Annotated in this window: 28 protein-coding genes and 1 pseudogene; 21 read left to right on the plus strand and 8 right to left on the minus strand. The window is 65.4% G+C overall.

The features are described 5' to 3' along the window. Positions 1-12: 12 nt before the first annotated feature. The 3 genes from ACX80X_RS04215 to ACX80X_RS04225 form a co-directional block, all read right to left on the minus strand. The gene (locus ACX80X_RS04215; protein ID WP_459311302.1) at positions 13-1359 is read right to left on the minus strand and encodes a formimidoylglutamate deiminase; all 1347 of its coding nucleotides are present in this window, start codon (positions 1357-1359) and stop codon (positions 13-15) included. Continuing rightward, positions 1356-2555 (minus strand): allantoate amidohydrolase, encoded by a 1200-nt coding sequence (locus tag ACX80X_RS04220; RefSeq protein ID WP_252608187.1) that lies wholly within the window; start codon positions 2553-2555, stop codon positions 1356-1358. Before ACX80X_RS04220 ends, ACX80X_RS04215 begins: the two co-directional genes overlap by 4 nt. Positions 2556-2892: 337 nt before the next feature. After that, positions 2893-3591: an IclR family transcriptional regulator gene (locus ACX80X_RS04225; protein WP_252608185.1), complete on the minus strand. Its 699-nt coding sequence runs from the start codon at positions 3589-3591 to the stop codon at positions 2893-2895. Between the two features lie 181 nt (positions 3592-3772). Between ACX80X_RS04225 and ACX80X_RS04230 the strand changes: the two genes are divergently transcribed. The 7 genes from ACX80X_RS04230 (at position 3773) to ACX80X_RS04260 (ending at position 10415) form a co-directional block, all read left to right on the plus strand. After that, a complete protein-coding gene (locus tag ACX80X_RS04230) occupies positions 3773-4801 on the plus strand; it encodes an ABC transporter substrate-binding protein (RefSeq protein WP_459311304.1) in 1029 nt (342 codons plus the stop codon). A gap of 51 nt (positions 4802-4852) precedes the next feature. Next, positions 4853-5650: an ABC transporter permease gene (locus tag ACX80X_RS04235; RefSeq protein WP_252608181.1), complete on the plus strand. Its 798-nt coding sequence runs from the start codon at positions 4853-4855 to the stop codon at positions 5648-5650. Then, on the plus strand, positions 5647-6420 hold the full coding sequence (locus ACX80X_RS04240) for an ABC transporter permease (protein WP_252608178.1): 774 nt from the start codon (positions 5647-5649) through the stop codon (positions 6418-6420). The genes ACX80X_RS04235 and ACX80X_RS04240 overlap by 4 nt, the downstream gene beginning before the upstream one ends. Then, a complete protein-coding gene (locus tag ACX80X_RS04245; protein ID WP_459311307.1) occupies positions 6410-7279 on the plus strand; it encodes an ABC transporter ATP-binding protein in 870 nt (289 codons plus the stop codon). Before ACX80X_RS04240 ends, ACX80X_RS04245 begins: the two co-directional genes overlap by 11 nt. Before the next feature lie 41 nt (positions 7280-7320). Next, positions 7321-8973 (plus strand): urocanate hydratase, encoded by a 1653-nt coding sequence (locus tag ACX80X_RS04250; protein ID WP_459311422.1) that lies wholly within the window; start codon positions 7321-7323, stop codon positions 8971-8973. A 29-nt stretch (positions 8974-9002) separates the two neighbouring features. Continuing rightward, positions 9003-9821 (plus strand): aromatic amino acid lyase, encoded by an 819-nt coding sequence (locus ACX80X_RS04255; RefSeq protein WP_459311309.1) that lies wholly within the window; start codon positions 9003-9005, stop codon positions 9819-9821. A gap of 120 nt (positions 9822-9941) precedes the next feature. Continuing rightward, the gene (locus ACX80X_RS04260; protein ID WP_252598961.1) at positions 9942-10415 is read left to right on the plus strand and encodes a sensor histidine kinase; all 474 of its coding nucleotides are present in this window, start codon (positions 9942-9944) and stop codon (positions 10413-10415) included. Between the two features lie 9 nt (positions 10416-10424). Here the strand turns inward: ACX80X_RS04260 and ACX80X_RS04265 are convergent. Beyond that, positions 10425-10580: pseudogene (locus ACX80X_RS04265) on the minus strand (ACP phosphodiesterase); the annotation flags it as partial. A gap of 123 nt (positions 10581-10703) precedes the next feature. On the opposite strand from ACX80X_RS04265, the gene ACX80X_RS04270 reads away from it, so the two are divergent. Together ACX80X_RS04270 and ACX80X_RS04275 are read left to right on the plus strand one after the other, a co-directional pair. Further along, positions 10704-10838, plus strand: a complete 135-nt coding sequence (locus tag ACX80X_RS04270; protein WP_256470778.1) for a hypothetical protein — start codon at positions 10704-10706, stop codon at positions 10836-10838. A 134-nt stretch (positions 10839-10972) separates the two neighbouring features. Then, entirely contained in the window at positions 10973-11611 is a 639-nt protein-coding gene (locus ACX80X_RS04275; protein WP_252608175.1) for an SRPBCC family protein, read from the plus strand. A gap of 188 nt (positions 11612-11799) precedes the next feature. Here ACX80X_RS04275 and ACX80X_RS04280 read toward each other — a convergent pair whose 3' ends face one another. After that, positions 11800-12618 (minus strand): SMP-30/gluconolactonase/LRE family protein, encoded by an 819-nt coding sequence (locus ACX80X_RS04280; protein ID WP_459311311.1) that lies wholly within the window; start codon positions 12616-12618, stop codon positions 11800-11802. 392 nt (positions 12619-13010) lie between these two features. Between ACX80X_RS04280 and ACX80X_RS04285 the strand changes: the two genes are divergently transcribed. Both ACX80X_RS04285 and ACX80X_RS04290 read left to right on the plus strand, forming a co-directional pair. Beyond that, positions 13011-13349: a hypothetical protein gene (locus tag ACX80X_RS04285; RefSeq protein WP_252598967.1), complete on the plus strand. Its 339-nt coding sequence runs from the start codon at positions 13011-13013 to the stop codon at positions 13347-13349. Positions 13350-13414: 65 nt separating this feature from the next. Then, entirely contained in the window at positions 13415-14068 is a 654-nt protein-coding gene (locus ACX80X_RS04290) for a LysE family translocator (protein ID WP_459311313.1), read from the plus strand. A 48-nt stretch (positions 14069-14116) separates the two neighbouring features. Here ACX80X_RS04290 and ACX80X_RS04295 read toward each other — a convergent pair whose 3' ends face one another. Next, positions 14117-14503, minus strand: a complete 387-nt coding sequence (locus tag ACX80X_RS04295; protein ID WP_252598972.1) for a hypothetical protein — start codon at positions 14501-14503, stop codon at positions 14117-14119. Positions 14504-14629: 126 nt separating this feature from the next. Between ACX80X_RS04295 and ACX80X_RS04300 the strand changes: the two genes are divergently transcribed. Next, positions 14630-15226 (plus strand): dTMP kinase, encoded by a 597-nt coding sequence (locus tag ACX80X_RS04300; RefSeq protein ID WP_252598973.1) that lies wholly within the window; start codon positions 14630-14632, stop codon positions 15224-15226. Between the two features lie 47 nt (positions 15227-15273). On the opposite strand, the gene ACX80X_RS04305 is transcribed toward ACX80X_RS04300, so the two are convergent. After that, positions 15274-15672, minus strand: coding sequence for a cupin domain-containing protein (locus ACX80X_RS04305; protein WP_056341140.1), 399 nt, complete (start codon positions 15670-15672; stop codon positions 15274-15276). 317 nt (positions 15673-15989) lie between these two features. Between ACX80X_RS04305 and bcp the strand changes: the two genes are divergently transcribed. Both bcp and ACX80X_RS04315 read left to right on the plus strand, forming a co-directional pair. Beyond that, positions 15990-16469 (plus strand): thioredoxin-dependent thiol peroxidase, encoded by a 480-nt coding sequence (gene bcp / locus ACX80X_RS04310; protein ID WP_252598974.1) that lies wholly within the window; start codon positions 15990-15992, stop codon positions 16467-16469. Between the two features lie 39 nt (positions 16470-16508). Further along, positions 16509-17096: a GNAT family N-acetyltransferase gene (locus ACX80X_RS04315; RefSeq protein ID WP_252598976.1), complete on the plus strand. Its 588-nt coding sequence runs from the start codon at positions 16509-16511 to the stop codon at positions 17094-17096. Positions 17097-17324: 228 nt separating this feature from the next. On the opposite strand, the gene ACX80X_RS04320 is transcribed toward ACX80X_RS04315, so the two are convergent. After that, positions 17325-17672, minus strand: coding sequence for a hypothetical protein (locus tag ACX80X_RS04320; protein WP_252598977.1), 348 nt, complete (start codon positions 17670-17672; stop codon positions 17325-17327). A 194-nt stretch (positions 17673-17866) separates the two neighbouring features. On the opposite strand from ACX80X_RS04320, the gene ACX80X_RS04325 reads away from it, so the two are divergent. From ACX80X_RS04325 to purM, 7 genes are all read left to right on the plus strand, one after another. Further along, positions 17867-18979 (plus strand): PP2C family protein-serine/threonine phosphatase, encoded by a 1113-nt coding sequence (locus tag ACX80X_RS04325; protein WP_252608169.1) that lies wholly within the window; start codon positions 17867-17869, stop codon positions 18977-18979. Further along, on the plus strand, positions 18976-20946 hold the full coding sequence (locus ACX80X_RS04330; RefSeq protein WP_459311316.1) for a glycosyltransferase family 2 protein: 1971 nt from the start codon (positions 18976-18978) through the stop codon (positions 20944-20946). The genes ACX80X_RS04325 and ACX80X_RS04330 overlap by 4 nt, the downstream gene beginning before the upstream one ends. Further along, entirely contained in the window at positions 20936-21268 is a 333-nt protein-coding gene (locus ACX80X_RS04335; protein ID WP_252598980.1) for an STAS domain-containing protein, read from the plus strand. Before ACX80X_RS04330 ends, ACX80X_RS04335 begins: the two co-directional genes overlap by 11 nt. Further along, positions 21261-21686, plus strand: a complete 426-nt coding sequence (locus ACX80X_RS04340; RefSeq protein WP_252598981.1) for an ATP-binding protein — start codon at positions 21261-21263, stop codon at positions 21684-21686. Before ACX80X_RS04335 ends, ACX80X_RS04340 begins: the two co-directional genes overlap by 8 nt. Positions 21687-21712: 26 nt before the next feature. After that, entirely contained in the window at positions 21713-22027 is a 315-nt protein-coding gene (locus tag ACX80X_RS04345) for a hypothetical protein (protein WP_058930964.1), read from the plus strand. A gap of 86 nt (positions 22028-22113) precedes the next feature. Next, on the plus strand, positions 22114-23793 hold the full coding sequence (gene purF / locus ACX80X_RS04350; RefSeq protein ID WP_252598982.1) for an amidophosphoribosyltransferase: 1680 nt from the start codon (positions 22114-22116) through the stop codon (positions 23791-23793). Next, the gene (purM, locus tag ACX80X_RS04355; protein WP_459309982.1) at positions 23790-24950 is read left to right on the plus strand and encodes a phosphoribosylformylglycinamidine cyclo-ligase; all 1161 of its coding nucleotides are present in this window, start codon (positions 23790-23792) and stop codon (positions 24948-24950) included. The genes purF and purM overlap by 4 nt, the downstream gene beginning before the upstream one ends. Positions 24951-25028 lie beyond the last annotated feature (78 nt).

Here is a 25028-nt window from a genome sequence, read left to right on the forward strand (position 1 = left end):
AAAAGTCCCTGGTCAGGAGAAGTTCTTCAGGGCTGCCGTCAGCAGGTTCCCCGCCGCTCCCAGGCGGTGATGCACGCCGTCGGACGCCACCAATTCCCCGTTGATGACCACGGACGTGACGTCGGCGGCGGTGGCGCTCAACGGGAGCTGCTGCGGTTTCGATCCCGCGGTCCGTGCCGAGCCGGCGGCCACAGCCACCACATCGCAGACAGCACCAACCCTCAAGGCCTCCGGTGCCACCGGCGTGGCCATGGAGCGGACTGCCCCCTGCGTGGCGGCGTGGAGCAGCTCCTCCGGCGAGAACCGGCCGCGCTCCCCGGAGTCCAGGCGTTCCCCGTACTCCAGGGCCCGCATCTCGATCCATGGGTCGATCACGGCATGCTGGTCAGTCCCCAGCGCGATGGAGGCGCCGGCGTCGGCCAGCACCCGGGCGGGGCCGATGCCGTCGGCCAGGTCCGCCTCGGTGGTGGGACACATGACAGCTGTTGCCCCGGCGTTTCCGAGCAAGTCGATGTCCTCAGCCGTCAAGTGGGTGCAGTGGACTGCCGACAGGCGCGCGCTGAGCAGGCCGTGCCGGGCCAGGAGTCCGGTGGGCGTGAGCCCATGCGCTGCCAGGCACGCCGCGTTCTCGGCGGGCTGCTCGCTCAGGTGGATGTGAAGCGGCAGGTCGTGCGGCAGCTGTTCGGCCACCACGGCCAGGTCCGCCTCCGGTACCCCGCGGACGGAGTGCAGCGCCGCCCCCACACTGACCATGTCCGGCGGGAAGGTCCCTGCGATGTGGGTCCGAAGGGAAGCCAGCCGGTCAAGCCATGCGTGCACGTCCCGGTCCCCGAACCGTGCCTGTTCAGGGCTCAGCGGCATGCCAATGCCGCCGGCCAGGTACAGGGTGTCCAGGAGCGTCAGCCGGATCCCGGCGGCAGCAGCAGCCCTGGCCAAGGCAAGCTCCATGGCATGCGGTTCCGCGTACGGCTTGCCGCCGGGCTGGTGGTGAACGTAATGGAACTCGGCCACGCTGCTGAAGCCGGCCACCACCATCTCCGTGAAGACCGCTGTCGCGAGCTGCTCGTAGGCTTCGGGCGTCAACTCGGCTGCGCTGCGGTACATGTGCTCCCGCCAGACCCAGAAGTCGCCGCGGTTGTGGTGCGTGCGGCCGCGCAGGATCCGGTGGAACGCGTGCGAGTGGGCGTTGGCCGCGGCGGGGAAAACTACGCCGGGCAGGAGATGCGCGCCGGGCGAGGCGTCAACGGAGGGGGTGATGCGGGTGACCCGGCCGTCCTCGGCCTCGATCTCCACCCGTTCAGCAACTGTGGGACCGGCACCGACGTCGACCATTGCCTGCTCGCACCAGTACCGCTTCACAGCAGGCCTGCCAGGACGTCGGCTAGGGCGGCAGCCCCCGCGCCGGCGTCCTCGTCCGTGACGTGCTCCTCCGGCGAGTGCGAAATTCCGCTGGGGTTCCGGACGAACAGCATGGCGGACGGCACAAACCCGGCCAGCACACCGGCGTCGTGACCTGCCCCGGTGGCTAGCAGGGGCGCGTCCGGCAGCATCCCGCTGATGCTTCGGGTCAGGTCCGGATCAAAATGCACCGTCCCGCTGTAGGACTCCTCGGTCAGGGTCACGGTGCAGCCTTCCTCCGCTGACACCCGCTGGGCCCTCCCATGGATGGCTTCGATCAGCCGGGCCGTGACGGCGTCCTCCGGGTGGCGCGCATCCAGCCACATATCCACCCGGGAGGCGATGACGTTGGTGCCGCCCGGCACCGGGATCAGGCGCCCCACCGTGGCGCGCGCATCGGGTTGGCGGGCGGCGGCCTGCCGGATGGCCACGATGATCTGGGCGGCCGCCACCATCGGATCCGCCCGGTCCGCCATCGGGGTGGTCCCGGCGTGGTTGCCCTGGCCGCTGATGCTCAGCTTCCAGCGCCCGTGGCCCAGTATGGAACTGCCGACGGCGATGGCCGGGCCGCCCGCGCCGAGGCCCTTGCCCTGTTCCACATGCAGTTCAACGAAGTCGCCGATCCGTGCCAGCGCCTGCGGATCCGGCCCGATGTGGCGCGGGTCCAGGCCATTGGCGCGGGCGACGTCGGCGAACGTGTTGCCGTCGCCGTCGCGCAGGTTCCGCGCTTTGTCGACGTCGATGGCTCCGGTCAGGAGGCGGGATCCGAGGCAGGCAACTCCAAAGCGGGAACCCTCCTCTTCCGGGAAGGCGGTAATGGCCAGGGAGCGGCGCGGCTGGACGCCCCGGGCCTTGAGGAGATCGACGGCGGCCAGCGCGGACGCGACCCCCAGGGGACCGTCGAAGGCCCCGCCGCCGGGGACGGAGTCGAGGTGGCTGCCGGTAATCAGGGCACCATCCTGGGGCTTGCCCCACCACGCCCAGATGATGCCGTTCCGGTCGGTCTCGACGTCCAGGCCACGCTGCGCTGCCTGCTCGATGAACCAGGACCTCAGGTCGAGTTCCGCCGTCGAGTAGACAGCCCGGGAATAGCCTCCGCGGACCGCATCGCGCCCCACGTCCTTGATGGAATCGAGGAGTTGGTTGACGGTTTCCACATGAACCTCCGATTGGTACGAACTGCCACCAAGTAAAATCTACTTTCCACTCCATGGCAAGGCCTGGGGACAGATCACGTCCCCCTTTTGCATGTTCAGGCGTTCCAGCCCGGGAGGCGCTGTTCCGTCAGCAGCCGTGGATGGACTCCATCAAGCAGTCGTAGACGGCGGGCCTGCGCTGACCCGTTCCCCTTCTTGTGTCGCAGGTAGCGGCGCCGATTCGCTAATTCCCACCATCAGCCGGAATGGATTAGCATCTGTAGCGGAAAATCCCGTTCAGACTCCTGGCAGTCGGCAACAGGCCGCGGATGCCGGGTGAAGTGGACTGCGAGTAGGGCTAAGAAGCTTGCGGTGAGGCCAGGACGGCTGCCCCGCTGCGGGGTGTCGCAAAGAGCCTTGTGGCCTCGCCGGCGATCAGGGCGCCCAGCTTCTGAGCGGCCTCCGCAGTGGTCCGATAGCTGGGCGCCACAATGCTGAGGGCTGCAGCGACTTTTGAGCCCACCATGACCGGTGCTGCAACGGCAGTCACATCCGCCTCCACGCCGTCGGCAACCACGGTAAACGTTCCGGGCTCCACTTGCCCCAGTAAGACCGCACCAGCTGCGCTTCCTTGAAGTGGGAACGTCCTGCCAACCCAGTTGATATGGCGCACGGTGTGAGTTCCCTCCTCGATCGCCAGATACAACCCGTGCACGTTGTTTCCTACCGGGACGCTTAAGTATGCGGATTCGCCTGTCTGCTCGACGAGGACCTGCAGCGCAGAGCGGCTCGTGGCTACGAGGGATTCATGGCTCAGTGCCTGGACCCCGAGCTGGACCATCCGGAATCCGGGGCGGTAAAGGCCGTCCTCAGTTTTCGCCGCGAAACCGTTGGCTTCAAGGGTGCGAAGGAGGCGCAGTGCTGTGCTGGCGGACAGGTCGACAGCCTTGGCGGCGTCGACGAGCTTTACGCCATCGTTTTCACACACGGCGCGCAACAACCCCAGCGCTCGGTCCGCGGCCCGGGTCGTAGGGTCCTGGGTCGGGCGAACTGTCATGGTTCCTCATTCGTGCAGTAAGGGCGGGACGGCGCAACTCTGAAACTCACATTTCACTCTACGGCAGTTTAGTGCGCAAGAACCATTGACTCCATCCCGCAGCACGGGGTAGTTTCATGTGATGGCAGTTACATTTTACTGTTCGAAATTATCTGAGTCCGGAACCTCCTGGAGAATCCCCATGTCAGCAAAATCCCTTCCCGTATCCGCTCCCAGCCGGCGGGCTGTTGTCACAGCGGCATCGGCAGTACTTGCCGGAATGCTTACCTTGACCGGGTGCGGTGCGGGCAGCCCGTCCTCGTCCGGAACAGCCGCAACGCCCCAGGGTGACAAGGCAGGCGGCAACCTGGAAAAGGTAAGTGTTGGTTTGATTCCAATCACCGACGTCGCCCCCGTTTACCTGGGCGTGCAGGAGGGATACTTCGAAGAGGAGGGCTTGGAGCTTGACGTCCAGCTGGCGCAGGGCGGCGCGGCCATCGTCCCTGCAGTGATGACCGCGGACTACCAGTTCGGATACTCAAACGTCGTCTCGCTGCTGGTTGCCCAGGACAAGGGTCTCCCTATAACAGTGGTGTCCAACGGCTCCACGTCAACAAACGAGCCCGGGAGCGACACGACAGAGGTGGCAGCCATGCCGGACAGCGGCATCGGGAACGCAGCCGACCTGGTGGGCAAAACCGTTGCAGTCAATGCCCTGAACAACTTCGCCGACATCACCATCCGCAACTCCATCGAACAGGCAGGCGGGGACCCCAAGGGCGTGAAATTCGTGGAGATGCCGTACCCGAACATGCCGGCCGCCCTCGAACGCGGAGATGTGGATGCAGCGTGGACAACCGAGCCCTTCCGCACCCAGATCCTTCAAGCAGGCGGAAAAATAGTTGCCAGCCCCATGACGGACATGGCCGAAAACTTTGACTCGGCCTTCTATTTCACGTCTAAGCAGACCCTGGAAAAGAACCCCGAACTCGTGGAGCGCTTCCGCCGGGCCCTGGAGAAGTCGCTTGATTTCGCCATGAAGAACGAGGACAAAGTCCGCACCATCATCCAGGACTACGCCAAAGTCACACCGGAACTCGCCGAAAGTATCGTGATGTCCAAGTGGTACAAGGATGTCAACATGGACGCCCTCACGAAGCTGGGCACTGCCGCTAGGAAGTATGACGTCCTGAAGAAGGACCCGGACTACGACGCACTGATCGCCAAGTAGCCCGACAAAAACCTCATGTCAGTTCCTGCACCCGATCCTTCAGGAAGAAGAATGGACAACACAAAGACGGCCCGACGACGGCCGACCAAGGAGTTGCTGGGCATCGCCGGGATCATAGGGTTTCTGCTGGTCTGGGAAGTGATTCCCAGAGTCGGCATCGTGGACGCCCGGTTCCTGCCGCCGGCGTCGGAGGTGATCCTGGCCTTGGTCCGTGACTTCGGCTTGGCCGCGTTCTGGCTAGCCGTCGGTGAAACAATGCTCGCGTGGCTCATCGGCTTGGTCATTGCGGTCCTTGCCGCGACCCTGTTGGGCTTCATCATTGGTTCCTCCGCCTTCCTGCGCAGCTTCACCAACTCCACAGTGGAGTTCCTCCGGCCCATCCCTTCGGTGGCGCTGATCCCCCTGGCTGTTCTGCTGTTCGGCGTCAAGATGGAGTCATCACTGATGCTCATCATCTACGCCTCGTTCTGGCAGATCTTCATCCAGGTTTTATACGGAGTGGCCGATGTGGATAACGTCGCCATGAATACAGCCAAAAGCTACGGGCTGGGTCAGTTTGCGAGGATCCGCCATGTGGTCTTTCCAACAGCGCTGCCCTACCTGATGACTGGGGTCCGTCTGGCAGCGTCGGTCGCGTTGATTCTGGCGATCACTGCCGAACTGGTGATCGGCTCCCCAGGGCTGGGCCGTGAAATTGCCCTAGCCCAATCCGGCGGCGCCATCGCAGGCATGTACGCCCTGGTGCTGGCCACCGGCCTCATCGGGGTTCTGATCAACCTCGTCATGCGCTTCGTGGAGCGCAAGACCCTGTCCTGGCACTCCTCGGTCCGCGCGGAAGTGATCGTATGAAAATTCTGAAAGGTATCGGCTACGCCGTCGGCCTGCCTACAATCCTGGTCCTGTTTTGGGCGGTGGCCACGGCCGGGGAGGCGAACTTCTTCGTCCCCACCCCAGCCACTCTCCTGGCCACCTTTGCAGAGACCTGGTTCGGAGACAGGATCCTCTCCGATGTGCTGCCCAGCATCGGTAGACTCATCGTCGGCGTGACCGCCGCCATCATCATCGGCATCGTGGCGGGGTTGCTGATCGGCTCAGTGAAATGGCTGAGGGACCTGACGGAACCGGTCCTCGAGTTCTTCCGGGCCATCCCACCGCCGGTCCTGGTGCCCGTGCTCATGCTGCTCATGGGCATCACGGACTCCATGAAAGTGGTGGTCATCATCTCCGGCTGCATCTGGCCGGTGTTGCTGAACACCATCGAAGGCGTACGGGCCATCGACGGGGTACTGTCCGATTCCGCACACACCTACGGGATCACCGGGCGCGCCCGAATCCGCCACCTCGTGTTGCCCAGCGCAGGCCCGCAGATCATGGCTGGAGTTCGCCAGTGCCTGTCCATCGGACTGATCCTGATGGTCATCTCCGAAATGTTCGCCTCCTCCTCCGGGCTGGGCTTCACCATCGTTCAGTTCCAGCGCTCCTTCGCCATCCCCGAAATGTGGTCCGGCATCGTGATCCTGGGTCTGATCGGAGTGGCCATGTCATTCATCTTCCAATTCACCGAGCGCCGCATCCTGCGCTGGTACCACGGCCTGCGAGAGGTAGAAAATGCCGTCTGAAACCACCGACAAAAACAACGTGACCAAACCTGCGCCGGCCGGCAGAACACTGCAGAACAATGACGCCATGCTCTCGGTCCGCGGCCTGAAGAAGGTCTACCAAACCGACGGGGGACCCATTGAAGCCGTCCGGAACCTGACCTTCGATCTCCGCGCAGGAGAGCTTGCACGCCTGGTGGGCCCCTCCGGGTCCGGCAAGACAACGCTCCTCAAATGCATCTCGGGGTTGATGGCTCCGACCGAGGGGCAGGTGCTGCTGGACGGGGTTCAGGTTTCCGGTCCGCCCAAGAAAATGGCCGTGGTCTTCCAGGAGTACGGCCGCTCCCTGTTCCCTTGGATGCGGGTGCGTGAGAACGTCGAACTGCCCCTGAAAAACCAGCGTATACCGAAGGCTGAACGCGACAGGCTCGTGGATGAAGCGCTCGAGGCTGTGGGCCTTTCCCACGTTCCGATGTCCTATCCCTGGCAGCTCTCCGGCGGCATGCAACAACGCGTAGCCATCGCCCGCGCCGTTGCCTACCAGCCGGAAGTCCTACTCATGGACGAGCCGTTCGCCGCCGTCGACGCCCAGACCCGCGCAGACCTGGAAGATCTGATTCGGACGGTATGGAAAAAGCTCGGGGTCACCATCCTGTTCGTCACCCACGACATCGACGAATCCGTCTACCTCGGGGAACGGGTAATCATCCTCTCGTCCTCACCAACGGTCATCCAGGAGGACCTGGTCATCGACCTCCCTGCCGAACGCGACCAGCTCAACACTCGGTCCCTGCCCCGCTTCACAGAACTGCGCCACCACGTATACGAGCAAATCCAGCTGGCGAAGGCAGGCCACCGCCCCGCCGCCGCCGCAAGGTAAACACCAAGGTTAGTACTGCACCACACCTGAAGGAGTCCCTTATTTCACCCGCCGATTTCACTACCGGTGCCCGCCCGGTCAAAGCTGCCCGCGGCACTGAGCTCACCGCCAAGAGCTGGCAGACCGAAGCCCCGCTGCGGATGCTGATGAACAACCTGGACCCCGAGGTCGCCGAGCGCCCCGATGATCTGGTGGTCTACGGCGGGACCGGCCGCGCCGTCCGGTCCTGGGCGGCGTTCGATGCGATCACCCGCACCCTGGAAACGATGGAGAAGGACGAGACGCTGCTGGTCCAGTCCGGCAAGCCGGTGGGTGTGTTCCGGACCAATGAGTGGGCGCCGCGGGTGCTGCTGGCGAACTCCAACCTCGTGGGCGACTGGGCGAACTGGCCCGAGTTCCGCCGGCTCGAGGCCGAGGGCCTCATGATGTACGGCCAGATGACCGCAGGGTCCTGGATCTACATCGGCACGCAGGGGATCCTGCAGGGCACCTTCGAGACCTTCGCAGCGATCGCCCGCAAGCTCACCGGCGACGAGGACGGCACCCTCGCCGGGACCCTGACCCTCACCGGCGGGTGCGGGGGCATGGGCGGTGCCCAGCCGCTCGCGGTGACCCTGAACGAGGGCGCCTGCCTGATCGTCGACGTCGACGAAAGCCACCTGCGCCGCCGCGCCGGCAAACGCTACCTCGACGAGGTCGAAACCGACCTCGACACCGCCATCGCCAAGGTCCTGGCGGCCAAGGAAGAGCGCCGCGGCTGGTCCGTCGGGTACGTCGGGAACGCCGCGGAGGTCTTCCCGGAGATCCTGCGCCGCCACCGTGCGGGCGAGCTCACGGTCGATATCGTCACGGACCAGACCTCCGCCCACGACCCGCTGTCCTACCTGCCCGAAGGCATCACCGTCCAGGAATGGCACACCGAGGCCGCCGCCGATCCCGAAGGCTTCACCAAGAAGGCCCAGGCCTCGATGGCCCGGCACGTCCAGGCCATGGTGGAGTTCCAGGACGCCGGTGCCGAGGTCTTCGACTACGGCAACTCCATCCGCGACGAGGCCCGCAAGGGCGGCTACACCCGCGCCTTCGAATTCCCCGGCTTCGTCCCGGCCTACATCCGCCCGCTCTTCTGCGAGGGTCTGGGCCCGTTCCGCTGGGTCGCGCTCTCCGGTGACCCCGAGGACATCGCGGTCACCGATGCGGCCATCAAGGAACTCTTCCCCGAGAACAAGCACCTGCACCGCTGGATCGACGCGGCCCAGGAACGGGTCGAGTTCGAAGGCCTGCCGGCCCGGATCTGCTGGCTCGGCTACGGCGACCGCGCCAAGGCCGGCCTGCTGTTCAACCAGCTCGTCAAGGACGGCAAGGTCAAAGCGCCCATCGTGATCGGCCGCGACCACCTGGACTCCGGCTCCGTCGCCTCCCCGTACCGGGAGACCGAGGCCATGGCCGACGGCTCCGACGCGATCGCGGACTGGCCGCTGCTCAACGCCCTGCTCAACACCGCCTCCGGCGCCACCTGGGTCTCGATCCACCACGGCGGCGGCGTCGGCATCGGCCGCTCCATCCACGCCGGCCAGGTCTCCGTCGCCGACGGCACCGACCTCGCCGCGCAGAAACTCGAACGCCTCCTCACCAACGACCCCGGCATGGGCGTCATCCGCCACGCCGACGCCGGCTACGANAACGAAACCCGGTAACCGACCCCTTCGGTGGTCGAGCTGGGGAGGTGCGGGAATTCGGCGGGATCGGGACGGCCGACCTGGCGGCTTTGGCCGGGACCGCACTGACACTCCTGGGCGAGCGGCCAACGATGGGCGGCGGCATCATCCCCGAGGCGCTCGACGGCTGGGCCACGGAGGACGCCCTGCCATTTATCAGTTCCAGCGCGCTCACCGTTGCCCAGGCTGTGCTGGGCCATCAGAAACTTGCCGTCCTGATGGACAACCTCACGCTGGTGAGTGCTCTGTCCTTCACCGCAATGTCAGGCAATCCGGAAGCGTTCAGCCCTGAGGTGGCCCGGGCGATGGTCTTCGGCTCTGAGACCGACGGGACCAACGGGGTGGCCCATCACGGCCTCTTCCAGATGACAACCCTTGCCAGACGGATAGACGCACTGCACGTGGCCCTGGGGACGGCCTGCGCCACCAACCTCCGCCGGATAGACCTGCTCTGCGACCCCGCGTTCACGGGTCTCAACCGGTTCCTGGCAGCCGACGATTCCGGCCAATCCGGCGTCATGATGCTCGAATACGTCGCTGCAGCCGCCGCGGGGCTTGTACACGCCAACGCCCAGCCCGCGAGCCTGCAGACAGTGGTCCTGTCCCTCGACGCCGAGGAGGACGCCAGCTTCGCCAGCCTGGCGGCATCCCGGCTGGACTCCACCGTCCAGGCGCTGGCGACCATGACGGCCGTTGAATTGGTGTGTTCAGCGCGGGCCCGCGGATGCAGGGACGGAAAACGTCGGAGTTCGGCAATCTACTGCTCAGGAGAGCCCTCGAAACCGGATTCACGTTGCCGGCTGCCGGCCTTGCGACGACACCGGTAAAACAACACGGAATCTTCCCCGAAGAATTGATCCAATCTTGAGCTAACCCTTGGCAACCCATGCAGTTGGCGGTCCACGCTGGATCCATCACCACAAAACGGCGGGGAAGCAGGAAGATTCATGGGGAAGGAATCAGCTCTGGACGAGGTCGTCGCGGTGGGAGGACTGATCACTGATCACCACCCCCTCGACTTCCACACCTTGGGGCTGGCCGGTTGCATTGACCGGCTGACCGGACCCCTCCGTCAGCAAGGAACAGCAGTCCGCTGGGATACTCCGCACTGGGGCATCGAGATCCCGGCGGACTGCGCGCTCCTCCTCTACCAATCGGCCCGCGAAGCGCTGAGCAACGCCTTCAAGTACTCCGACGCCGCCGAGCTCACCGTCCAGTTGTCCGCCGTTGACCACGGCATCCGTCTTGTAGTGTCCGACGACGGCACGGGCTTTGACAGCCAGCTCGCCTTGCGCGGCCGGCACCACGGGTACGGGCTGCGGCTGATGTCGGTGGCCGTGCACGAGGCCGGCGGCACCATTGACGTCCGTTCGAAGCCGGGGCAGGGCACTACCGTGACGGTAACCCTGCCCCTGGACTGACACGCTTAGTTACCGGGACAGCTTCTCCGGGTCCGGTTCGAGGTCGCCGATGTGGCCCGGGGCGTTCGCTGCCAGCACGCGCTGGACGAACGCGCCGTATTCCTCCATGTAGTTCCGCAGGAACTTGGCGGTGCCCTCATTCCGGACGTCGCCGTCGTCGCCAAAGAGGGCGCGTCCAGCACAGAACACGTGCCGCGGCCAAAGCTCTGGAAGGGTTCTTGACACCCCGCTTCGGGAGGCGCTGAATGATGGTTGAGGCACATTTCACACACCATAGGAGCGGTTGAGATGAAGGAAAAACCAGTCGTGGCGCAGCGCATCCACAGCGAGGCTCCGGCCGAAGGGGACGAGTTGGCGGACCCCACCGACATCCGAGTGCACTCCCAGGAACCCGCCGAAGGCGTCGACACGGACGACGACTAACCGCCGTCTCCCTCCCCTCCGGCTCGCCCCGCCCCTGAAGCCTTGCCTCTGACGCCTTGCCCACAACGGCGATAGGTAAGCATACTGACTGTATTCAGTTTGTCATCAGACCGTTCCAGTCAAAGGAGACGTTCGTGAGCAGCAAAGTCGAGAAGCGGATTGTGGTTGACGTGCCGGTCAGCACCGCCTACAACCAGTGGACCCAGTTCGAGGATTTTCCGCAGTTCATGGGTGGCGTGGAGAGCGTGACCCAGCTCAGTGCGGACCGCCTGAAGTGGGTGGCCCATATCGCCGGGGTCCGCCGTCAGTGGGAAGCCACCATCGTGGAGCAGATCCCGGACCGCAGGATCGAGTGGGCGTCCACCGAAGGGGCCACGAACTCCGGCGTTGTGGAATTCTCCGACGCCGGCGGCAACAAGACCGAGCTCTCCCTCACCCTGGAGTACCAGCCGGAGGGCATGGTGGAGAAGGTGGGCGACCTCCTCCACGTCGTGGCCCGCCAGGCGGAGCACGACCTGAAGAAGTTCAAGGAATTCATCGAACACGAGGGCCATGCCACGGGCGCCTGGCGGGAATCCGTCCCCAAGGGCGAGCCGTCGGCGCACAACCGGTACACGCACCCGTTCGACCAGACCGGCGGGATGGTCGATCTTGAGGGCGAGTCGGACGGCTCGGCAGAGGGCGAGATCCGCAGCGCGGCCCAACGCAAGGTCAAGAAACCGGACGACGACGGCACCATCCCACCGCTCGGCGGTACCTTGGGCGACCGCTGACGGGCGGAGTCGCTGACTGGCGGAGTCGCAGACTGGCTGAGTCGAACCTACGGTGCCGCCCGCCGTCGTACTTTGCAACAACAGTACGCGGCATCAGCTGCCCTGCCCCATACAAGCTGCCCGGCCCCGCACGAGCGGTGCTGCCCCGCACCGCTCAAGCGGGGCAGCACCGTCCCTACGTAAGCGGCCTAATCGCGGGCCGGCACCAGCACTACTTCGTGGGGGCTGGCCGGCCGCATGAACTGTGCATTCACAGCAGCCAGGGTGTTCCCGAACCGCGCAACCGTGGTGGGAACATCGAAGTGGGGACTGGTGATGGTATCCTCGATCTCGCCGGAGGAGAGATCATTGGAGAGGTCAATCCGGACGATCTGGTTCAGGAAGTTCTGCACCGCCCAGACGGTATGGCCCCGGACCAGGATGCCGTCAACATTCGGCACATCCACACCCTCGATCAAGGCACTATCGCCGGTCTCCGGGTCGACGGTGTAGAGGGCCCTGTTGTTCGAATGAGCCACGATCAGGACCCGGCCGCCCTTGGCGGCGGCAATGCCGTTGAGGTCGAAGCCCGGAGTCAGCTCGGCAGCCGGCCCGCACAGCGGCAGGATCTCAACAGTGCCCAGCTCGCCGTGCCTGCCCACCGGGAGGAAGTAGAGCTCGCCGGCGGCGGAGTTCGTGAACCAGGCGCCGTCCCGCGTCAGGGCGACGTCGTTGATGAAACCAGGAGCGAGCGTGAAATCCTCAACAGGCTCGCCTGATTCGGTGTCGTACACGAAGGCCTTGCCGGTGCCGCCGCCCGCTACGAACAGCAGGTTATTACGGGTATCGGCCTTCATCCCGACGGCGGCCCTGGGCTGCGAATCAAAGTCCGATACGTCTATGAATAACCGCGCTTTGCCTTCACGGATGTCGCCGCGGTAAATGTCCCCAAGTGCCAGGTCTCCGGCGTAGAAGGTTCTTCCCTTGCCGGCGGCGATCCCCTCGGCGGAGGTGGCGCCCTTGAGCACAATGACTGAGTCTTCCGGCGGCGATCCCCTCGGCGGAGGTGGCGCCCTTGAGCACAATGACTGAGTCTTCCGGCGGCGACGCCGAGGCCGGGAGGACAGGCGCCAACAGCCCCATGAGTGCAATGAACCCAATGGCGGTACGGCGCTGTACTTTTCCTGAATTCTGGGTTGTGCGGGCCATGATTCTTCCTTGAATTTAGGTGATCCGCACGGGCCAACCTGCGGCAGGCCCGCACGATTGTCCTGCCAGTCTATGCACCCTGAGAACCGGCCCGCCAGAGTCCGGAGCCCCCTCCTTGTGCGGTCACACTCCGCCCTCCTGAGCCCCCGGATCCGCAAGCTGCCGCGGTCTCTGCTTACAATCGAAACCTCAATCAACTACTGAGGGACCCATGAAGAAACTCGCCACCGCCCTGATCGCTGCCGGCCTCGTGCTTTCCGCTTCTGCGTGCACCACGCCCACCAAACTTTCCACCCCCGAAACCTGCGACCGCGTCAAGGCTGTCCTGGCGAACCCCGCGAACAACGTGGGCAAGACCGGCCTGGTGCGTCTCGCCAACCAGATCCGGCCCATCGAAGTTGTGGCATCGGATGACCTCAAGCCTGCGCTCGGATCCATCATCGAGTTCACGGACGAGTCCGCCAAGGAAGCCCCGGACGAGGCCAAGCTCACCGAGCTGGAGGCCAAGTACCAGGAAGCCGGCGCCGCCTTCACGAAGCACTGCAGCTAAGACGCCTCCCGCGTTAACGTTCGACGGCGGCCGGTTGGCCGCCGTCGTCGGCTTATCCTTGGCTCGTGGATCTCTATCCGTCACTGCTCTCGTTCGGCCTTGTGGCCGGACTCCTGACGCTGGTTCCGGGCATCGATACGGCACTGGTGCTCCGTTCATCCCTCGCCAGGACCCGCGGTTTCGCCTTCGCCACGGCCCTGGGCATCTCCACCGGACTGATGGTGTGGGGAATCGCGGCAGCTGTGGGCGTCTCAGCGCTGCTGGCAGCATCTGAGCTGGCGTACCGGGCGCTCACCATCGCCGGTGCCGCCTACATGGTCTGGCTTGGCGCTTCCCTGCTGTGGAAGAGCCGGGCCAAGGACGCGTCGTCCGCCTCGCCTGCCGCCGAGGTTGGAGCGCCGGCCGCCTCCCGCCATCAACTGTTCCAGGGCTGGCTGACCGGGACAGGCACTAATCTGCTCAATCCGAAGGTCGGCGTTTTCTACATCGCCACGAATCCCCAGTTCATCCCGCCGGGGGCGCCTCCGCTGCTGATGGGAATTTTGCTGGCCGGCGTCCACTGCGTCCTGGGCCTTGCGTGGCTGACCTTCCTGATTTTCGGAGCAGGTTTCGCCTCCAAATGGCTGAAAAGCGCCCGCAGCCTCCGGACCATCGACCGCATCACCGGCACCATCCTGATCGGTTTCGGGCTGCGGCTCGCCCTCGAACCACAGCACTGATACGGGTCCCTGGAACGGGTCCCCTGTGGCCGGCCCTCGTGCCGGCCTTTAGTTCAGGGACAGGGCCAGGTAAAGGACTGTCAGGATCACCACTGTGGGTGTCATGACCAGGCGCTCCGGTTTGCTGCGGGAGATTCCGTTCAGCACGATGCCCACCGCGAAATAGGCCGTCAGCACCCAACAGAAGACGTCCGTGATGCCTTGGTTCACCAGCGGGGCCGCCATGCCAGCCTTGGCCAGGGCAACATAGGCGAAGAGCACGTAAAGGATGATCGAGGTGGCGCTGCCCATCCGCAGCTTGGTGGGCAGGACGTTGTGCTGGCCTCCCCACGCGAACCGTCCCAGTGGCGCTCCCGCGATCAGGGCGGCCTGAAAAACCGCGAGCGCGGCCAAAAGTACACACGCAACAATCGCGGCTAGCTGGGCTAACTGCATCGAAGATCCCCATTCTGCGGGTGCCTGTTGCAGGCGCCGTCCGGACGTAAGCTTAATGTGACCTCCGCCTCATGATGGGACGATCACGCTGTCCCTTCCGTTAAACCATTGGCGAAAGGAGGCCAAGTGCTTATTGTCTTAACCGGAATCGACGGCTCGGGAAAATCCACGGCCGCCCGCGCCTTGGTAGATGCGGCCCAGGCTGACGGCGAAAACGCCCTGCTGCTCAGCAACCATGCCGGCAGGCGGAGCATGTCCGTGCTGGCTGAACGGCTGGCCATCCGCTGGCCCCGCCGCCTGGCCGACGCCGTGGAAACCACCCTCCGCGTGGCCAACGTGCTGGTGTCCCATGCCCGAGCCGGCCGTGTCGACGGACTGGTGGTGATGGACCGGCACCTCCACTGCCAGCTGGCCCTGCGCGCGGCCAAAGGACTGCGGCGTGGCCGCCTGCTCCCCTGGCTGATTTCGTCCCTGCCGGAGCCTGACGCCGTGGTGCACCTGGACGTTGAGCCCGCGCTGGCACACCAGCGCATCGTGGCCCGCGGCACCGATTCTGAGACGCTGGCTGACCTGGTGGACCTGCGGGACGCCTACCGCTCCATGCCCGAATACCCCGGTTTCGTACAGCTCGACGCCGACTGCCCGCCGGCCGAGGTTGTGGCCAGGCTCAAGCGGATCGTGCACAAGCGGCTCGTGCGCGCGGAAATTGCCGTGGCTGTATAGCCCCCACCCTAGCCCCGGCAGGCCAGCTCCGACTCAAATCAGCGCGCTCAAATCAGCGCGTGGGATCCCCTGCTCCGCGGCCGACCGAAGGACGCCGTACCCAGGAATTCAATGGCGACGAACGGCTCGGAGCCAACCACCCACTCATCGTGCCCGGGAGGCAACGCATAGGTGTCATGGGCGCGGATGGTGGACCTCACGCCGTCGGACGTTTGAATCTCCAGGCTTCCGGACACACAGTAACCGAGGTGGTTGTGCTCGCAGAAGTCCGTCAGTTCAGTAGGCTTGGCGGACTCGGACCAGCGCCAGCCTGGAGCGAGGATGAGGCGGGCCACCGAGTAGTCGTCAACCGTGACGAGATCGAACTCGGCCTTGTCCGGACACCGCTTCTTGTCCGGGATGTCAAGGGATTTAACAGCCAGTGCTCTGATGAAATTTGCGGTCATGGGGAAACAGCCTTGGGATCATTTGCGGCGGGCGCTTAGGGCTGGGACCAAGCGGTTGTGCGTGGATGCCGGCTAGCGGCTACGTAGTGCGGATCACGTACTGCGGAGACCAGAAGTGCGTACCTCTAACCGTATCCATACGGCGCCTCAAGTCAATGGACCGCCGGACATTCGCAGAACGGGTAACTGACCCCCGCACACGTCCCTGCCCCGGACCAGCCGGAATACTTCAAATGACGCCGGAGTTGTTGTTCAAAGTGGAAAGCCGATTCACTGGTTTCCTGTCTTTTGCCATCAGAGTCTCCCGAAGGAACGCCATGAGCCCCCAACTGACCATCAAACTTCAGCCAGGTACCCAGGCCCCCGAGTTCACGCTGCAGGACGCCGAGGGCAAGGAAACCTCCCTGGCCAACTACCGCGGCAAGAACGTCATCGTGTACTTCTACCCGGAGGCGGCAACCCCCGGGTGCACCACCGAGGCCTGCGATTTCCGCGACAGCCTCTTATCCCTGCAGTCCTCCGGTTATGAAGTCCTGGGCATCTCCCCCGACGCCCCGGAGAAGCTGGCTAACTTCACCGGCGACTTCAACCTGACCTTCCCGCTGCTCTCCGACGAGGACCACGAAGTAGCCCTGGCCTACGGCGCGTGGGGAGAAAAGCTGGTCGACGGCGAGATCGTCGAAGGCCTCGTCCGCTCCACCGTGGTGGTGGATCCGGCGGGCAACGTGGCGCTGGCGCAGTACCAGGTCAAGGCGCAGGGTCACGTCGCTGCCCTGCGGGAGTCCCTGGGGGTCTAGTCTGACGGGGCACAGGTACCCACCAACCGGGAGTCAGGCATGGCGATCGAAGTCCGTCCCGGAACGCTGTTCGAAGACGTCAAAACGCTGGTTGGACCCAAGCGGCCCGATGCCAACGTGTGCTGGTGCCTGAGCTACCGCATCCCGTCCAAGCAGAACCTTGCGCTGCGCGGAACAGCCCGCGGCGACCTGATGAAGGAGCTGGTGGCGCAGGATCCGCCGCCAGGGGTTCTGGCGTACGACGGCGACGAAGTAGTCGGGTGGGCAGCTGTCCATCCGCGCGCCGACACCAGCTTTGCCCGCAACCGCAGGATTCCGCACGTGGACGACCTCGATGTTTGGTCTGTGTGGTGCATCCGGGTCCGGCCCGGTTACCGCGGCAAAGGGATCTCCCATCACCTGCTCAAAGGTGCCGTGGAGCTGGCCCGCGGATACGGCGCGCCCGCCATTGAGGGGTACCCGGTGGACAACGGCGGCAGCAAGGTGGACCTCACCATGGCGTACGTGGGCACGCGCAAGCTCTTCGAGAAGGCCGGGTTCGTCAAGGCCGCTGATACGGATTCGGTACTCAACGGATTCCCGCGCGTCCTGATGCGCCGGGACCTGCGCCGATTCCGCGCGTACTGACGCGGGACCAGCTGACGCAAACTGCGCTACATCAGGGTTTCTTCCACCAGCTGCTCGGCCAGTCGTTGTCTATGAACCACAAGGCCAGCAGCACCGCGTCCATGGTCAGAAGCCCAGCTAAAAGATAAGCCCACCCGGTGTACCAATGCACGGCAATCTCCTGACCTGGTATCCCCCAGCCACTCGATTGTCACCAAGTGTGGCACGGAAAGGGTCAGGAGGGAACGGCTACTTTGCGAGCGCCGCCAGGCGGCCGTGAACTTCGGTTTCGCGGTTGAGGAGGCGGGTGAGCTGTTCGACTTTTTCCGAGAGCTCCACGCCGACGGCCAGCCGGTCCCCCGGCCAGCTCGAGGCCTCCCAGGACTCCCCCAGGGCCTGGGCCAGCGAGCGGGATAGCGAGCGGAGTTTCCAGGAATGGCTCAGGTAGTGAACGGTGCTGCGCGGGCGGCGTCCCTGCTTCAAGAGCCGCCGCCACGAGCGCCCCAGCCTGCCGGGCAGTCTGACGGGCAGTCTGACGGATTCCGTTGGTTCCATAAGTCCTGCACCGTCCTCCGGCAATCCGCGCAATTCCTTCAAAGCTGGTCCTTCGAGTGTGGCCAAGGAGCCTCAAGGTCCCATCAAGGGCGGGCAAGTATTCCGGCAAGTCTGGGCCACGCCAGGCCGGTCAATGGCCGACCGCCCCGGAATGTCGAGTGCTGCACCCGACTTTCAACCCTCGTTGTCAGGTCTATGACATGCTTCACGGGCCCTAATACTGTAGAAGTAGAGGCATGCCTTCCATGCCCGAACCGCGCCGTGCCGTTGTGATTGAGGACGATCCGGACATCCGAGGCCTCCTTGTCCGGATCCTGACCAAGCAGGGTTTCGAGGTCACCCACGCTGAAGCCGGCCTGCCCGGCGTGGAGGAGGTCCGCCGCGCCAAGCCGGATCTCATCACACTGGACCTGAACCTCCCGGACGTGGACGGGCTGGAAGTCTGCAAACTCCTCCGTGAATTCTCTGATGCCTTCATCGTGATGCTCACCGCCCGTGCCGACGAACTGGACAAGCTCACGGGCTTGGACAACGGCGCCGATGACTACATCAGCAAGCCATTCAGCCCGCGCGAACTCCAATCCAGGATCAACGCCCTGTTCCGCCGCCGGCAGCCGTCCGCCGCGGACACAGCCGTGGCGAGCGAGCTGGAACGCGCCACGGAGGTCCAGCAGAGCCTGCTACCCCAGGAGGACGTCCGGGTGGACGGGTACGACGTCGCCGGCGTCTTCCGCCCCTCCCGCAGCGTCGGCGGTGACTTCTACGATTGGTACCGCACGCGGGAGGGCCTGCACCTGACGTTCGCCGATGCCATGGGCAAGGGCATGGGCGCCGCCCTCATCGCGGCCACCGTCCGGGCCGTCATGCGGTCCACGGGACAGCGCCAGGACCTGGACGCCGCCTTCGCCTCCGCCAGCACCACCATCGCGGCGGACCTGGATTCCTCCAACTCATTTGTCACCCTCTTCCACGCCCGCCTGGACGCCGCTTCCGGCGTCGTCAGCTATGTCGACGCCGGCCACGGACTGGCGCTGCATGTCACCGCAGAGGGGTCGGCGCACCGTCTTCCCAGCGGCGGTCCGCCCGTGGGCGCCTGGGCCGGATCCGCCTGGCCGCAGTCCGCCGTCGGCCTGGCCCCGGGAGACTCCCTGGTGGTGGCCAGCGACGGCGTGCTGGACGTTTTTGACTCGGTGGAGCAATTCACTGAGGCGGTGCTCGCCGCAGCCCATGGCCAGGTTTCTGCGCAGTCCGCCAGCGACGCCATCATGGCACTGGCCCCTGCCGAAACCGCCGAGGATGACGTCACCGTAGTGGTGGTCCGCCGCCTGCCTGAGCCAGCCCCGGCATGACGCGCTTCTGGACCCGCCTGGTGGTGGTCCTGACGGTCATATTCGGCCTGAACTATGTGGGCTGGCGCTGGGCGTCCTCGCTGAACTGGGACGCCTGGTGGATCGCCGTGCCCTTGGTGCTGGCTGAGACCTACAGCCTGATCGACGTGATGCTGTTCGGGATGACCGTGTGGCAGCTCAAGATCCGCAAGGGAGCCCCCGCGCCGCCCCACGATGCCACCGTGGACGTCTTCATCACCACATACAACGAAGACCTGGACATGGTGATGACCACTGCCCTGGCGGCCCAGAAGATCCGGCACCCGCACAGCACCTGGATTCTCGACGACGGCGCCCGCCCCGAGCTGAAGGCCCTCGCCGAAGAGCACGGGCTGGGTTATGTGACGCGGAGCGAGGACTGGACCAGCAACGTGCCGCGCCACGCCAAGGCCGGCAACCTGAACAACGCCCTGATGGTCACGCACGGCGAATTCCTGCTGATCCTGGACGCGGACCAGGTCCCCGAACCGGACATCCTGGAAAAGACCCTCGGCTATTTCAACAACCGCCGGGTAGCCCTGGTCCAGACCCCGCAATACTTCAGCAACGTGCCCGCCCACGATCCACTCGGCAGCCAGGCACCCCTGTTCTACGGCCCCATCCAGCAGGGCAAGGACGGCTGGAACGCGGCGTTCTTCTGCGGCTCCAACGCCATCCTGCGCCGCGACGCACTGATGCAGCTGGGCCTGGTGGGCTACGTCAAGGAGACTGAAAAGAGCATCCGCCGTGCCCTCACGGCTTCCCGGTCCGCCATCCGCCAGGCGCGGAAATCCGCTGACATGGACACCCCGCTCGTAGCTGAAGTGCTGGACGCGGTGGAGGCCGCCACCCGCGAAGCCCAGGAGCAGCTGGCCGCCGGACAGCCGTTGAGCGAGATCACCTACCGGGTCCGCCGGCGCGTGGACGCGGCCGTGCAGACGCTGGTCCAGGCTGACATGTCCGCGCTGCAGGCCGACCTCGAAGAGATCGCCGCCATGGAACTCGCCCAGGTGGGTGACGCCGGCGTCCCAGTCGTGGCCGACGACGCCGTCCAGCGCATGTCGGCCCGTGACTGGTCGCCGCTCGGCGCGCTGGAATCCGTGCAGGCCGTCCTGGATGCCCTGAGCGTTGAGCGCAACGACGAAGCCCAGCCGGTCATGCCGCTGGCCACCATCTCCGTCACCGAGGACATGGCCACGGCAATGCGCATGCACGCCATGGGCTGGGAAAGCGTCTACCACCACGAGATCCTGGCCTATGGACTGGCGCCCGAGGACCTCAAGACCATGCTGACCCAGCGCCTCCGCTGGGCGCAGGGGACCATGCAGGTGCTGCTGCGCGAGAACCCGCTGGTGCAGAAAGGCCTGAAGATCGGCCAGCGGCTCATGTACTTCGCCACCATGTGGACCTACCTGAGCGGCTACGCGGCGGTCATCTACTTCGCCGCCCCCATCATCTACCTGCTGCTGGGCGTCCTGCCCGTGGCCAGCCTCAGCTGGGACTTCTTCCTGCGGTTCATCCCGTTTATGGTCGCCAACCAGGTGCTGTTCGCGGTGGCCGGCCGGGGAATCCCCACCTGGCGCGGGCAGCAGTACAGCCTGGCGCTGTTCCCCACCTGGATCAAGGCGTGTTCGACGGCGGCCCGGAACGTCTGGTTCGGCCGCCCCCTCGGGTTCGCCGTCACCCCCAAAGCCCGCCAGACCGGCGGCCCCAGCTGGAGCCTCATCCGGCCCCAGATTGTGGTGAGTGTGCTGCTGGCGGTGGCCGCCGTCGTCGGGATTATCCGCCTGGCCACGGGACTGGCGGAGCCGCTTGGCACGCTGGTGAACGTGGGCTGGGTTATTTTTGACCTGATGGTCATGAGCATCCTGGTCCGGGCTGTTTTGTACAAGGGCTACGAACCCGCTGTGGACGTTGATGCTGGAGAGAGGAAAGCCGATGGAGTTTAGTTACGTGGTCAAGGATTCGTACGCGGAGGTCAAGGCGGACGGGCGGCTGAACATGGTGTCCGCGCCCAAGCTGCGCGAATTCGTCACCGATGTGATCGCCGGCGGTTCCTCGCGGATCGTGGTGAACCTGGAGAACACGGCGTTTATGGATTCCTCCGGCCTCGGCGCGCTGATCGGCTGCCTCAAGGCCGCCCGTCAGGCCGGCGGGGACCTGCGCATCGCCGCCGTCCAGCCGCAGGTCAAAATGGTTCTTGAGCTGACCAGCATGGACCGGGTGTTGACTGCCTACGCCTCCGCCGACGATGCGTTCAGCAATGACTGAGGTCCTGGCCCGGCGGACGTTCCGGGGACTGTCCGCTGCTGAGTCCATCGACTCCGTCCACAACGAACTGGACAAACTCTGGGAGGACGCCCCGTTCGTCCAGGCCATGGACCAGATGACCTTCACCACGGCGGTGATCGAGGCCGCGTCCAACATCGTCCAGCACGCGCGGCCGGCCAAGGCGCAGAAACCCGTGGAGCTGGGAGTGGACATCAGCGTCCAGCCCACCCTCCTGCAGGCCCGGGTCAGTGCGTTCTTCGCCAAGCCGCCGTTCGGCCCCCTGGAACCGGGAACCCCGGACGACGATTCCGAGTCCGGCCGCGGCCTGGCGCTCATCGAGGCGCTGGTCACCACCGTGACCTTCGAACGGCAGGACGGCACCAACACCTGGATCCTGTCCCGGACGTCACAGCCCTGACGCCAATGATGAGTAGGCTAGAGGGCATGGCTTTTGAAGAAACCCCCGCTGAACGCCGCGAGGTCACCGTCCGCCGGGCACCGAAATATGTGCCGTTCCTCATCCTCGGCGCCCTGGTGGGCGCAGCGGTGGCTGCCGCCGTCGCATACGGTCTCCCCGGTGACGAATCCTTCGAGCGCGGCTCGGTGTTCGGTTTCTTCCTGGTGATGTTCGGCGCCGGCGGCGCGGTGCTGGGCGCCGTGGTGGCCCTGCTGCTGGACCGGCGGAGCGTCAAGCGCCAGAAACGCGCCATCGTGGAAGCCGTCCCGGATTCAGAGCCCGACGACGGCGCGCAGCCCTAGGTTCCAACACCGTCGTCCGGCCTCCGGGCACAGTCACAATGCCGGCGGCGGAAAAGTCGTACCGCATCTCGTGAGATAATCGACCAGTGGCACGCGGCGATGGAAAACTTTCTCATGATCTTCTCCCTGGCGAAAAGGGACCTCAGGACGCTTGTGGCGTTTTCGGGGTCTGGGCGCCAGGTGAAGAAGTAGCAAAACTAACCTATTACGGGCTGTATGCATTGCAGCACCGCGGTCAGGAGTCGGCTGGTATAGCTACCAGTGACGGCAAGCGGATCAACGTCTACAAGGACATGGGCCTCGTATCCCAGGTCTTCGACGAGACCACGCTGAACACCCTGACCGGGCACCTGGCGGTGGGACACTGCCGCTACTCCACCACCGGAGCCAGCCACTGGGCCAACGCCCAGCCCACCCTCGGCGCCACCAGCACCGGCACGGTTGCCCTGGCGCACAACGGCAACCTGACCAACACGGCCGAGCTCAACGCCATGATCATGGAACGCAACGGCGGCCAGCTCAGCGGCGAAATGAAGCAGGGCAACACCTCGGACACCGCCCTGGTCACGGCGCTGCTCGAAGGCGAGGAGGGCAAGACCCTCGAACAGACCGCCATGGAGCTGCTGCCGAAGATCAAGGGCGGCTTCTGCTTCGTGTTTATGGACGAAGGCACCCTCTACGCGGCCCGCGATACCTACGGCATCCGCCCGCTGGTCCTGGGCCGGCTGGAGCGCGGCTGGGTGGTTGCCTCCGAGCAGTCCGCCCTGGCCACCGTCGGCGCCAGCTTCATCCGTGAAATCGAGCCGGGTGAATTCATCGCCATCGACGAGGACGGCGTGCGTTCCAAGCGCTTCGCGGAGGCGACGCCGGCCGGCTGCGTTTTCGAATACGTTTACCTCGCCCGTCCGGATGCCGCCATCGCGGGACGCTCCGTGTACGAGTCCCGTGTGGAGATGGGCCGCCAGCTGGCCCGCGAAAACACCCAGGACGCGGACATCGTCATCCCGGTCCCGGAGTCCGGCACCCCCGCGGCCGTGGGCTACGCCGAGGAATCCGGCATCCCGTTCGCGCATGGCTTCGTCAAGAACTCCTACGTGGGCCGCACGTTCATCCAGCCCTCGCAGACCCTGCGCCAGCTGGGCATCCGGCTCAAGCTGAACGCCCTCGAGTCCGTGATCCGCGGCAAGCGCGTCGTGGTGGTGGATGACTCGATCGTCCGCGGCAACACCCAGCGCGCCATTGTCCGGATGCTCCGCGAGGCCGGCGCCGCGTCCGTCCACATCAAGATCTCCTCCCCGCCGGTCAAATGGCCGTGCTTCTACGGGATCGACTTCGCTTCCCGCGCGGAACTGATTGCCAACGGCGCCACCATCGAGGAAATCTCCCAGGCCATCGGCGCCGATTCCCTGGCGTACATTTCCGAAGACGGCATGATCAACGCCACCAGGCAGCCGCGCGAGCGCCTCTGCACGGCCTGCTTCACCGGCACGTACCCCATCGAGCTCCCGGGCGCGGACAAACTGGGCAAGAACCTGCTGGAGCGTACCGACCTCGGCGGCCTCACCCCGTCGCCCTCTGCCCTCCCCGGCGCAACGGCGGCCCTTGCGATCGACGCCGAGGAGGACCCGGCGGAGAAGGCCGGCGCCACCGGCTGCGATCCGGGACCGGACGCCGAGTTCGAGAACCTGCTCACCGAAGAAGACCACGTGCCTGCGATCCGCCACGAAGCCACCATCCCCGGCGCTGAAAAGAAAGAGTCCGTATGACTTCCGCAACCCCCGCCGCCGGTAACAGCCCACTGATCCCCGCAGGCATCACGTACGCCTCCGCCGGTGTTGACGTTGAAGCCGGCGACCGCGCCGTGGAGCTGATGAAGGGTGCCGTGAAGGCCACCCACAATTCCTCCGTCATCGGCGGAGTGGGCGGCTTCGCCGGCCTGTACGACGTCTCGCGCCTGCTGACCTTCAAGCGCCCGCTGCTGGCCACGTCCACCGATGGCGTGGGCACCAAGGTTGCCATTGCGCAGGCCATGGACATCCACGACACCATTGGCTTTGACCTGGTGGGCATGGTGGTTGACGACATCGTCGTAGTAGGCGCCGAGCCGCTCTTTATGACCGATTACATCGCCTGCGGCAAGGTTGTCCCCGAGCGTATCGCGGACATCGTCCGAGGCATCGCCGCGGCCTGCTCCGTGGCCGGCACCGCCCTGGTGGGCGGCGAAACCGCCGAGCACCCCGGACTGCTGGGCGAGCACGAATACGATGTTGCCGGTGCCGCCACCGGTGTTGTCGAGGCCTCCGACCTGCTGGGCCCGGACCGCGTCCGCGCCGGCGACGTTGTAATTGGTATGGCCTCCTCCGGCCTGCACTCCAACGGCTACTCCCTGGTCCGCCGCGTCATCAACCACGCCGGCTGGGCACTGGACCGCCAGGTCTCCGAACTCGGCCGCACGCTGGGCGAGGAACTGCTGGAACCCACCCGCGTCTACGCTGCAGACTGCCTGGACCTTGCCCGCGCCTTCCCGGTGAACAGCGCCAACGCCGTGCACGGCTTCAGCCACGTCACCGGCGGCGGCCTGGCCGCCAACCTGGCCCGCGTCCTGCCGCAGGGCCTCGTGGCCACCGTGGACCGCGCCACCTGGGAGCTTCCGGCCATCTTCAAGCTGGTCTCCGAGCTGGGCAACGTCCCGCTGGCCGACCTCGAGCGCACCCTGAACCTCGGCGTGGGCATGGTGGCCATCGTGTCCGCCGAAGCCGCCGACGCCGCCGTGGCCCGCCTCAACGACCGCGGCGTCCCGTCCTGGATCATGGGCACCGTCACCGCGGACTCGGATTCCATCCTCAAGACCGGTCCGGACTACGTCCAGGGCGCCAAGGGTGTGGACGGCGGCGCCGTCCGCTTGGTCAACGCCTACGCCTAAACCCTCATCGAGTGCTCCGCAACCGCCCTTTTGAACCTTGAAAACGGCGGTTGCGGAGCACTCGATGCGTTAAGCGTC

It is taken from the genome of Pseudarthrobacter sp. MDT3-1, assembly GCF_054510755.1.